This window comes from Synechococcus sp. C9, from assembly GCF_022984075.1.
Taxonomy (GTDB): Bacteria; Cyanobacteriota; Cyanobacteriia; order Gloeomargaritales; family Gloeomargaritaceae; genus Gloeomargarita.
Window position 1 is genome coordinate 343,531 of the sequence record NZ_JALAAD010000001.1, and the last position, 12,055, is coordinate 355,585.

Annotated in this window: 7 protein-coding genes; 5 read left to right on the forward strand and 2 right to left on the reverse strand. The window is 49.7% G+C overall.

What is annotated here, in order from left to right:
• The first annotated feature begins 231 nt into the window (after nt 1-231).
• Together MLD66_RS01750 and MLD66_RS01755 are read left to right on the forward strand one after the other, a co-directional pair.
• Entirely contained in the window at nt 232-3,945 is a 3,714-nt protein-coding gene (locus MLD66_RS01750; protein ID WP_247215225.1) for a PAS domain-containing protein, read from the forward strand.
• 122 nt (nt 3,946-4,067) lie between these two features.
• Nucleotides 4,068-5,135, forward strand: a complete 1,068-nt coding sequence (locus tag MLD66_RS01755; RefSeq protein WP_247215226.1) for an aromatic ring-hydroxylating dioxygenase subunit alpha — start codon at nt 4,068-4,070, stop codon at nt 5,133-5,135.
• On the opposite strand, the gene MLD66_RS01760 is transcribed toward MLD66_RS01755, so the two are convergent.
• Nucleotides 5,117-6,379: a dihydrolipoamide acetyltransferase family protein gene (locus MLD66_RS01760; RefSeq protein ID WP_247215227.1), complete on the reverse strand. Its 1,263-nt coding sequence runs from the start codon at nt 6,377-6,379 to the stop codon at nt 5,117-5,119. The genes MLD66_RS01755 and MLD66_RS01760 overlap by 19 nt on opposite strands.
• Before the next feature lie 98 nt (nt 6,380-6,477).
• Between MLD66_RS01760 and MLD66_RS01765 the strand changes: the two genes are divergently transcribed.
• From MLD66_RS01765 to proB, 3 genes are all read left to right on the forward strand, one after another.
• Nucleotides 6,478-8,652, forward strand: a complete 2,175-nt coding sequence (locus MLD66_RS01765; RefSeq protein WP_247215228.1) for a hypothetical protein — start codon at nt 6,478-6,480, stop codon at nt 8,650-8,652.
• Nucleotides 8,653-8,810: 158 nt separating this feature from the next.
• Nucleotides 8,811-9,812 (forward strand): NAD(P)-dependent alcohol dehydrogenase, encoded by a 1,002-nt coding sequence (locus tag MLD66_RS01770; protein ID WP_247215229.1) that lies wholly within the window; start codon nt 8,811-8,813, stop codon nt 9,810-9,812.
• Between the two features lie 7 nt (nt 9,813-9,819).
• A complete protein-coding gene (gene proB, locus MLD66_RS01775) occupies nt 9,820-10,938 on the forward strand; it encodes a glutamate 5-kinase (protein ID WP_247215230.1) in 1,119 nt (372 codons plus the stop codon).
• Nucleotides 10,939-11,068: 130 nt separating this feature from the next.
• Here the strand turns inward: proB and MLD66_RS01780 are convergent, their stop codons facing one another.
• The gene (locus MLD66_RS01780) at nt 11,069-12,025 is read right to left on the reverse strand and encodes a ribonuclease Z (protein WP_247215231.1); all 957 of its coding nucleotides are present in this window, start codon (nt 12,023-12,025) and stop codon (nt 11,069-11,071) included.
• Nucleotides 12,026-12,055: the final 30 nt, after the last annotated feature.

Here is a 12,055-nt window from a genome sequence, read left to right on the forward strand (position 1 = left end):
TGACAATTGTCAAGAAAATTGTACTTTCGGTTACACCAGACTAGGAGCGCAACCTGTGTCCCTAAATAATACCAATATCCTAGCGGAATAACATCCTAATTGTGTGAATATCAATTTTATAAACAAATGTAAATATTTTGCAGACATCTGTAAAGTACTGTAAGATCAGAAACATCTGGGATGGGTGAAGTGCTTGTGGATTGTAGGGAATTTTATGCACTGTTGACGGAAATGACTCGCCGCCTCCAAGCGGGGGATGTGGTAGCAGATGTACTGCAAGACACTCTGGGACAATTGCAACAGGGGTGGGGCGTACAGCATCTGGCGCTCTACCGCAATGAACAGTTGGTACTGAGCAGTGGGGAAACGTTTCACCCTGGGCAATTACCGGATACGTGGCAGGTGGAAAAACGTGCAAATACGAATGGGGAAACTTGGTTTTGCCCAGTCATGGTTCACCAACAAAAATGGGGTTGGTTGGTGGCTCATTGGCTGGTACCACCGGCGGAATCTATCACTGCTCAAGGGAAATTGTTCACTGCCCATTTGGGTTTGGTCATCGCCGCCACCGGATGGGAATATGCGGCAACGGTAAAGCCCGGTTTTCACCAAACGACGTTGGCGGATGAACCCTATCATTTTTTACTCGATGTTTTGCCCATCGGTGTAGCACTGAGAAACCCGGCGGGGGATTTCATTTATGTCAATGAATATCTGGTGGAACAATTGTTGCAAATGCCGCCCCATGAATTATTAGGAAGGGGGTGGATAACAGTACTTCATCCAGAGGATCGGGGACGGGTGATCCAGTCATGGCTGAGAAGGACTCAACCCCCGCTCTACCAGAAAGAAGAATACCGGCTCAAACGCCAAAATGGTTCTGTCATTTACCTGCGGGAACAATCGGTAGCTCTTAACAATCCCGATGGCATGACCGTTGGTTTTATTGCGATATTTACTGACATTACCGAAGAGAAAACACTCCAGTCCCTACTCACCAAAAATGAACAAAAATATCGGCAGATCGTCGAGTATCAAACTGATTTTCTGGCTTATTCTTTACCAGATCAAACGATTACCTTTGCTAACCGATGTTTGTATGAAGCGCTAGGCTATTCCTTAGAGTCAGCCGAGTTGGTAGGGATGAAATGGGAGCAGGTGGTGCTGAACCCTGAAGATTTGCAGATTTTAGAGCAACATATTCGCCAATTAACCCCCAAAAATCCCATTTTCTCCTATATCAATCCTGTGCGGGGTAAACAGGGACAAATTTTGGAAGTGGAGTGGTTAAACTTGGGAATTTTTGATGATGCAGGGCACTTATTAAGCATTCAATCCATTGGACGAGATATTACGCTTTTACGGCAAACGGAACGGGAATTGCGGGAAAGCCAAGAACGATTCAGTACCCTGCTAGGAAATATCCCAGGCATGGTCTATCGTTACCATCCAGCGACCCCTGAACATCCCGATGCCTTTAGCTATTTAAGTAGTGGTGCTGAGGACATCTTTGAATTCACTGTCGAGGAAATCAAGGCTAATCCGAGGGAAACGTGGATGAGGTGTACCCACCCAGAGGATTTAGATTTATTATTGTCTTCAATTCAAACAGCGGTTGCGAACCAGGGCAGTTGGTTTTGTGAATGGCGGATAATCACGCCTTCAGGCAAGCTGAAATGGCTACAAGGACGCTCCCAAATGCGCCAGCAGAGCGAAGGTGAACCCTACTGGGATGGGATTTTATTGGATATTACAGAGAAGAAAAATACTGAGCTACAACTGGCACAACAAGCGGAATTTCTCCATCGGATTCTCGTAGCTACTCAAGCTATCATTTACGTTTATGATTTGGTGGAACAACGGAATGTTTTTGTGAATAACGAAATTGAATTCTTGCTTGGCTACTCGGTTACAGAAATCCAAGCGATGGGGAATCAGTTGCTTCCTAACATTATTCACCCAGAGGACTTGCCCAAGGTGCAAGCGTTACACGAAAATTTAGCTGGGATCAGAGACAAAGAAGGGTTTGAAGTTACCTATCGGGTACGTACTAAATCGGGGGAATGGCGGTGGATGCTCAGTCAGGATCGGGTTTTGAGCCGGGATAAGCAGGGATTACCAAAACAAGTGTTGGGGGTAGCAACAGATATTACCGAGTTAAAAAACACAGAATTAGCTCTAGCGGAAAAACAGCAACTCTTAGATAACGTTTTGAGCAATCTACCGGTCGCCGTGTTGCGTTATCAGCTTTGCCCGGACGGACGTGAAGCCTTGCTCTATGTAAGTGCTGGTTGTGAAAAAGTCTATGGCGTGACCGCTGAGGAAGCGATACAAAATATACCAAAATTATGGGGTTTAGTTGTCCCTGAAGATTTGCTTTCTCTAAAACAGTTAACGCAACAATCTGCACAGAATTTATCCATTATTGAGACGGAATTTCGTATTCGCACACCCCAAGGTCAGCTCAAATGGTTACGCATTTATGGGCAACCGGAACGGCAGGCAGATGGTAGCACGATTTGGGATTCGGTATTTTTAGATATTACCTCTAAGAAGGAAGCCCAATTGGCACTGCAAAAATTGAATCAAGAACTAGAACAACGCATCCATGACCGCACCTTAATTTTGCAAAAGCAAGCCCAAAAAGAGGGTTCATTGCGCTTGATTATTGAAACGATTCACCAGGCTGTGAGTATTGAACAAATGCTGAAGGTGGTGCTGGATTCAGCCCGCCAAAACTTGGGATGTGACCGGGTAGTGCTTTACAAATTCAACCCGGATTGGAGCGGCTATTTTGTAGCGGAATCGGTGGCACCGGGTTGGGTGTCGGTCGTGACTGAACCTTTATCTACCCTATCCGATCATTGTTTGGAAGAAACCCAGGGTGGGCGGTTCCAACAGCACTATATTCTCGTGAGCAATGACATTTATCAATCAGGTTTTACCCCTTGTCATATTGAAGTATTAGAAAAATTTCAAGCCCGGGCTTTTGTGATTACACCAGTCTTTTTGGAGAATAAACTCTGGGGTCTATTAGCCGCTTATCAAAACAGTGGTTCTCGGATTTGGCAAATGGATGAAATAGATTTTTTACAGCACATTGGCTTGCATTTAGCGATTGCCCTGCGTCAGTCAGAGTTGTATCAGGCAGCACAGGCACAGGTGGTCGAATTACAGAAACTAAACAAACTCAAAGATGAATTTCTCAGCACTGTCTCCCACGAATTGCGCTCCCCCATGCACAATATCAAAATGGGGCTAAAAATGCTGGAATTGAAATTACAAAAAAGTGGCATTTTAGCGGATACTGAACTGGGGATTTCCCGGTATTTAGATATACTTAAAAGTTCAACTGAACGGGAAACCAATCTGATCAATGACTTATTGGATTTAGCCCGGTTAAATGCGGATGAATTGACATTAGAATTGACCCAGGTGGATGTGCGGGAAGTTTTAGATAAAATTCTACCCCCGATTGAGGAGCGCACCCAAACCCAAAACCAAGGATTTACTGTGCAATTACCAACGGAATTTTGCCCACTATATACCCATCAGCACTCTTTAGAACGAATTTTGCAAGAACTTTTACACAATGCCTGTAAGTACACGCCTGCGGGGGAAACCATTACCCTTGCGATTGAGCGGGAATCGGAACGTTTTTGCTGTTTCCGGGTGATCAATACGGGCGTGGACATTCCCCCCGCCGAACAGGAACGGGTGTTTGATAATTTTTACCGCATTCCCACCCATGACCCCTGGCAATATGGGGGTACGGGTTTGGGCTTAGCATTGGTGAAAAAATTGGTCGAACGTCTGGGTGGTACAATTCGTTTAACCAGTGAAAACAAGCGCACGGAATTTGCGGTCAGGTTGCCCATATCTTGCCCCAGAGAGGGAGAAATGGCGACGACCCACCAGCTATCGGATGACTCACTCGCCAGTTAATTCCACCCAGGAACTCCCGGTCAACCATCAACGGGTAGAAAATGGCTGTTGTTGGTAACATTCATTCACCTACAGCCGAAAAATGTTATCCTGCATTTGTTGAGGAGTGATCGTACCCAAAGATGCAACAGTTCGCTGGGGTCCCACGACCAGAATCCTTGCGGTCAGCGGCAGTTAATCTGAATCATTGGTATGCGGTGGCACTGAGTAGTGAAGTGCGGAAAAAACCATTGGCGATCCAAATTTGGGGTCAGGATATTGTGCTATTTCGGAACCATGATCATCAGGTGCAAGCATTAGAAAATCGTTGCCCGCATCGGTTGGTAAAACTGAGCAGTGGTTATGTGCAAGGCAATGATATTGTCTGTATTTATCATGGTTGGAAATTTGATGGCACGGGGCATTGTACCGATATTCCTTATTTGCATAAAAGTCAGAAATTACCTCCCTGTCGTATTCGGAGCTACCCGGTTCAGGAACGGCATGGGTTTATTTGGTTGTTTCCCGGCGATCCAACCCAGGCGCAGAACCAGGAACCCCTGGCGATACCGGAATGGGAACATTTGAATTATGTGGTGAGTGTGGCACCGATGAATTTTCGGGCGCATTTCTCATTTTTGGTAGAAAATTTAATGGATATGTATCACGGTCATTTGCACCGGAATTTTCAACCCTGGGGAAAGGCAATCTTACAGAAAAAACGGGTTGGTTCTGATTGGGTGGAAGCGGAATATCAGGCGGAATGTTACTTCCAAATTAACCGCCCTTGGTCAATGATTCAACTTTTTATTCCTTGGTTGCGACGGGGCTTTTTAACCGCCTTAATTGTGCGTTATGAATATCCCCATTGGCATTCCTGGTTGGGCAAGGACTTTCGCCTCTATTGTTTGATTGCGCCGGTGAGTGCCACCCAAACCCGTGCCTATTTGATCCATACGGTTTCCTTAGGGACATTTCGGGATTTGCATCGCTTGCCCATCTGGTTTCGCCGTTGGGTAAAAAATCGCTGTTTTAATGCGGCGAAAGGTTTTCTGCAAGGTTTAATTCGGGAAGATGTGCTGATGATGGAACAGGAACAACAGGCGCATTTAACCCATCCCCAAACCCGAGGGGTAGAGGTGAATCCGGTGGTGGGTGCGGTACAGAAACTTATTTATCAAGAAGCGCAGATTTACAACACCAAAGATTGAGTTTCCGTTTCCATGAGTTTGGCTAGGTCCTGCAAAAAAGCCGCCGCCTGGGCACCATAAATCACCCGATGGTCACAGGTGAGGGTGACCCGCATCCGCCGCCGCACCGCAATACAGCCATCCGCAAGTGCCATCACCTCCGGTTGCGCCGCCCCCACCGCCAAAATCGACCCCTGATTGGGGGGTAAAATCGCATCAAATTGTTCCACCCCAAACATCCCTAGGTTGGATAGGGTAAATGTACCGCTATTGTACTCCTGGGGTTGCAGTTGCTTCGCCTTGGCACGTTTGACCAAATCCTGCCAGGAGCGGGAGAGGCTATAAATATCCTGTTGATGAGGGTTTGCCAACACCGGCGTTACCAGTCCGCCATCTTCCATCGCCACCGCCACCGCCACATGAATCCCCTCCGGTTGTTGGATGCCTTGGTCGGTATAGCGACTGTTGAGCAGGGGATGTTTGGTCAATGTCAGGGCAATGGCTTTCGCAAGTAATGCGGTCATCGTCACCCCTTTGCCCTTAATTTGTTGGTACAAAGTATCCAAGGCATTGGTAGTAATGGCATAGGTCACCCGAAAAACTGGCACCGCCAAGCTCGCCACCATATTCCGTACCACCGCCTGTTGCAGGGTGCTGAGGGGGGTAATGGTGCCTGAACCGGTCACCGTTGCCGGGGGAGGAGAGGCAGGAGCCGCTGGTGGGGAGGCAGGAATGACCACCGCAGGGGCAGATGGGGTTGGACGGGACGGAGGAGATGCAATTTGCAGTACATCTTCCGCCACAATCCGCCCGTAGGGACCGCTACCTTTAATCTGGGTTAAATCCAAATGATAGGTTTGGGCTAATTTTTTCGCCCGGGGGGATGCGATCACCCGCCCATTGGTCGCTGGGGTAGCCGTTACCAATTCCGGTTCCGGGTTAACGGGAGGTTTCGCCGTTTGCGATTGGGTTTGCAATTGTGCCAGGTACTGCTGGGGATTTTGTTGCACCTGTTGCATTTCTTCCACCGTCTCCGCAATCAGGGCAATCGGTTGCCCCGTGGGTGCTTGCCCCCCTGCAGGTACTAAAATCGCCGCCAGATACCCATCATGGAAGCACTCCGCCTCCATGTCCGATTTATCCGATTCCACTACCGCAATATTTTCATTAGCCTTGACAAAATCTCCCACCTGCTTTAACCACGCCACCACCTTCCCCTCGGTCATAGTGGAACTCAGCACAGGCATCTCAAATGGGTGAATCATAACGGTATCCGACGACAAACCATCCCTATCATAGCCGTTTCGGGGACACAGGGAGCGACTATGATAAAAGCAGGCAAATCATTTTTAGGGCAATGGTCATGGCAACGTCCTGGGTTACCCAAGCGCAAACCTATCTACAGGGAAAAAAATATCCTGATCTCAGTGATTTAGCGCAAAAGATTTTAACCCAAGAGCCTGATAATCCGACCACCTACGCCTATGGAATTATTGCTTTTCTTGCGCAAGAAGAAGTGGAAGCGGCTCAGGAACTTTGGCTCCAAGCCATGCTCAATTTAAGCGAATCAGCTTGTCAAGCAATCATTAACCTCCTTGACCAAATTGCTACCGAATACCATGATAATGCCCCCTTTGCCTGTTGGTTGCGGCAATGGATTTGGGAAGTGGTACCGGACAATGTTGAGAATTTACTTTTGTTTGCCGAATTGTTGGCAATTAATCATAATTTTACTCGTTTACAAGAACTGGAACTCCCCCAATACATCAAGCAAAGATCATCGGAGCATATTAATGTAACAACCCTTAGAAATACCCTACATATTATTTTCAAAGAAATTGAAGACCAAAGCATCCAACCTTGGCAAAAAGAATTATTAGATGTAGGGGTTGAACGAATTGATAATTTTCCCAATATCATTTTTCTGAGTGCCCTGATTCAGCACCATGAAAAACAAAACACTCTGTTTACCCGCCATCTCCTAGAATGGTGTATTGAACAACAACCGAATAACTGCGATTACCATTACTTTTTGGTAAGTGTATTTTACCATCTGAATGAATATCGCACTGGTTTAGAGTTAGCCCGTGAATTGACGGAACTAGCCCAACAGCACGGTACTTTTTTACATCAACTGGATGCGATTGATAAAATGCTCCAAGGTTTGATTCATATTCGGGGAAAAAAACAGCAGGAATATCAGGAAGTTGGTCAGCGTTATATTCAGACCCTTGAGCAGGTTGTACAACAGGATGTTGACACCATCAATGATATGCTTCAACGGACAATTCGGGCACCCTTTAATGTGCCATTTTTATTGCCGTACCTACGGGATGATTTAGCCAATAATCAATACTTAAAACAAAAATTTATTGGTCTGATTACCACCTGCATCCAAAGAAGGAATGGCGTGTTTGATCATCAGCACCGGGAGCGGGATAAACTGAGAATTGGTTTCCTTTCCCATACGTTTCGGAAACATTCAGTTGGCTGGTTGATGCGCTGGTATATCAAATATACGAACCGCCAAAAATTTGACTTTTATATGTATGCCCTGGTGAATCAACCGGATCAATTTGCCCATGAGTTTTTATTACCCAAATGTCAAGCCTGTGTCTATTACCGTGACCCTAAAGCGATGGCGGATCACATTTATAAAGATCAAGTGGATATTTTGATTGATTTAGATAGTGTGACGTTGAATGCCGTTGGCGTAGTCTTGGCGCAAAAACCGGCACCGGTGCTGGTCAGTTGGCTGGGTTGGGATGCAATGGGGATTCCCACGATGGATTATTTTGTGGTTGACCCCTATGTTTTACCGGCGGATGCCCAAGCCCATTATCAGGAAACTTTGTGGCGGTTACCCCACTGCTATATCGGGGTGGATGGCTTTGAAATTGGGGTGCCAACGTTGCGCCGGGAAGACTTGGGAATTCCGGGGGATGCCACCATTTTTTATAGTGCCCAAGCCAGTTATAAACGCCATGATGAAACGGTGCGTTTGCAGTTGGAAATTCTCAAACAAGTTCCCCATAGTTATCTACTGCTCAAAGGCATTGGGGATCAGCAAGGGATTCAAGAATTTTTCAGTGATTTAGCGCAGGAAATGGGGGTGAATCCAGACCGTTTGAAATTCTTAGCCCGGGATGTGAATGAGTATGTCCATCGGGCGAATATGGGCATTGCGGATGTGGTTCTGGATACCTATCCCTACAATGGAGCGACGACGACGCTAGAGGCTTTGTGGGTGGGGGTGCCTTTGGTGACCCGGGTGGGACAGCAATATGCGGCACGCAATAGCTATAGTTTTTTGGTCAATTGCGGAATTACAGAAGGGATTGCTTGGAATGGGGCAGAATATGTGGAATGGGGGATGCGGTTGGGGACTGATGCCAAATTACGACAAAACATTCGCCAAAAATTGTATTTGTCCCGGCGCACTTCTCCCCTCTGGAATGGGCGGCAATTTGCCCAGGAATTTGATCAAATGTTAGAGCAAATGTGGCAAAATTATCTCAATACTCACGCCGGGGTTTAATCATTTGGGCACCTCTATTCAAAATTAGCGGTCGCAGGGGCACCGCCCCCGTACTTGGTTCTGGAGAATTTCTATTCACTAAATCAAATAGGACTGCTATAGGTATCAGGAGAAGTCATGAGCTAAAATCCAGAATGTTCCCCATCTCTGGCAAAACCATGATCCATGCCTATGCGGCGCACACCCCCGGTGGTGCCCTCGAACCCCTGGATTACGACCCCGGTGCCCTGCCGGAACAAGCAGTGGAAGTCCAGGTGGAATACTGCGGGATTTGCCACAGCGACCTGAGCATGGTGAACAACGAGTGGGGCATCAGCCAATACCCTTTGGTGCCGGGGCATGAGGTGGTGGGGGTAGTGGCGGCAGTGGGTGCCCAGGTGACGACCCTCCAGGTGGGGCAACGGGTGGGGTTGGGGTGGTTTTCCCATTCCTGTATGCACTGCGAATGGTGTATGAGTGGGGAACATAATCTTTGCCCAACCGCTGAGCAAACGATTGTGGGACGGTATGGCGGTTTTGCGGACCGGGTGCGTGCCCATCCCGAATGGCTGGTACCTTTGCCCGAAACCCTTGATCCCGCCCAGGCAGGACCCCTATTTTGTGGCGGCATTACCGTATTTAATCCGATCATTCAATTTGACATTAAACCCACAGATCGGGTGGGGGTGGTGGGCATTGGGGGTTTGGGGCATTTGGCGTTGCAGTTTCTCCACGCTTGGGGTTGTGATGTGACTGCCTTTTCCACCAACCCGGAGAAGGAGGGGGAAGCCAGGGCTTTGGGAGCAGATCATTTTGTCCATTCCCGTGACCCCCAGGCACTGCAAAAGGTGGCAAATTCCTTTGATTTTATTCTCTCAACGGTGAATGCGGATTTGGATTGGGGAATTTACATCCAAGCTCTGCGCCCCAAGGGACGGTTACATTTTGTGGGGGTGGTGCCCAGTGCCATCAGTGCCTTTGCGTTTCCTTTGATTGCGGGGCAAAAGTCCCTCTCCGGCAGTCCCCTGGGTAGTCCGGCGACGATTGGTAAAATGCTGGAGTTTGCCGCCCGGCATGGCATTGCCCCGGTGACTGAGAAGTTTGCGTTTGCCCAGGTGAATGAGGCGATGGCGCATCTGAGTGCTGGCAAAGCCCGTTATCGCTTAGTTCTGCATCATTAATACACCAGTGAGCCAAACCGTTGTTGTCAAAATTGGCACCTCCAGCCTCACCCAGGGGAGTACGGGGAAGCTTGCCCTCGCCACCTTGAGTAGTCTGGTGGAAACCCTGGCGGGTCTGCGGCAGAACGGACACCGGCTGGTGTTGGTGTCCTCCGGGGCGGTGGGGGTGGGCTGTCAACGCTTGGGGTGGAGCCAACGTCCGCAACAATTAGCAACTCGGCAGGCAGTGGCGGCGGTGGGACAAGGGCGGTTAATGCGTTTGTACGATGACCTGTTTTCCGTGCTGGGACAACCCATTGCCCAGGTACTCCTGACCCGGGAAGACCTGAGCGAGCGGCACCGCTATCGCAACATTCTCAATACCTTGACCGAACTGCTCAACCTGGGGATCATCCCGATTGTGAATGAAAACGACACAGTGGCGGTGGAAGAATTGCGCTTTGGGGACAATGATACCCTGTCGGCACTCCTGGCGAGTTTGCTGGGAGCGGATTGGCTGATTTTGCTCACGGATGTGGACCGCCTTTATGCCACTGACCCCCGGCACGACCCTAATGCCCAACCCATTGCCCTAGTAAATCGGGTGGCGGATTTGGCTGACCTGGGGGTACAGGTGGGGAACGCAGGTTCCGGTTGGGGCACCGGGGGTATGGTCACCAAGATTGCGGCGGCACGGATTGCCACGGCGGCGGGGGTACGGACGGTGATCACCGAGGGACGACAACCCCAGAACCTCAGTAAAATCCTGGCGGGGGAATTGATTGGCACTCATTTTTTACCCCAGGAACCGCCAGTGCGTGCCCGGAAACGCTGGCTGGTGCATGGTTTGGTGCCAGTGGGGCGGGTGGTGGTGGATGCGGGGGCGGCGGTTGCCATCCGTACCCAGGGGAAATCGCTCCTAGCCGCTGGGATTGTGGCGATTGAGGGGGAATTTCCCGCCCAGTCAGCGGTGCAGGTGATGGACGAGTCGGGACAGGAAATCGCCCGGGGCTTGGTCAATTACAGCAGTGAAGAACTCCAGCAAATCCGGGGCTGTCACTCGGAAGCGATTGGGGAACGGTTGGGTTATGTGGGACCAGAAACGGTCATCCATCGGGATAATTTAGGAATTATTGACATGGCTTAAAGGGGTATTGCGATCTCATGCTTCAGAGGAGTAAGGAGTGAGAAGCGAGAAGTGAGATTTCCTAGAACCAGGACGGGGCGGTGCCCTGCGACCCCTGTTCTAAACTCAGTGAGGATTGCGACAAACCCCATCATCCCACCGGCACTGTAGTTGTCGTTTGGGCACGGGGAATGCTGTAGGTAAAAAAATCACTCGCCAGCACCGTATTGGGGAAAATCGCCTGGGCTTCCGCCAATAAATCGCTCAATTGCAGGGGATTACCCGGAGCATAACGGGGGCTGAAATGGGTGAGGATCAACTGCTTGACCCCCGCCGCTAGAGCCACCTGCGCCGCCATCGTGGATGTGGAATGGAGCCGTTCAAACGCCAACGCCGCATCCTGGTGGGCAAAGGTCGCCTCATGCACCAACACATCCGCCCCCTGCGCCAACGCCACCGCCTGGTCGCAATAGATTGTATCTGTGCAGTACACAAAATGCCGTCCCGGTTGCGGCGAACCACAGAACTCCCGCCCATCGATCACCCGTCCATCCGGCAGGGTCACCGTTTCCCCCCGTTTCAACTGTCCGTACACCGGTCCTGGTGGAATCCCCAACGCCTGCGCCTTCGCCACGTTAAATTCCCCCGCCCGTTCCCGTTCCCCCACCCGATAGCCAAAGGCGGGCACCCGATGCTTCAACGGCGCACAGGTCACTTGAAACTCCCCATCCTCATAGACCAACCCCGGCGACACCGGATGCACCTCCACCGGAAACGCAAACCGCATCTGACTGTAGCGCAAGCAGGCTTTGATATACCCCTGCAAATCCGCCGGACCATAGATGTCCACCCGGTGATTGTCCCCCGCCAACCCGCAACTGGCAAGCAACCCAACCAAGCCAAAAATATGATCCCCATGCATGTGGGTGATAAAAATCCGACGAATTTGACTGGATTTCAAATCACTGCGTAACAGTTGGTGCTGGGTGCCCTCCCCACAGTCAAACAGCCACACCTCCGCCCGCTGGGGCAACTTTAACCCGATACTGGACACATTCCGCCCCCGGGTCGGCACCCCCGAACTGGTTCCCAAAAACGTGATTTCCACCCGTCACCTGCGGCATAACCCTACTCCCCC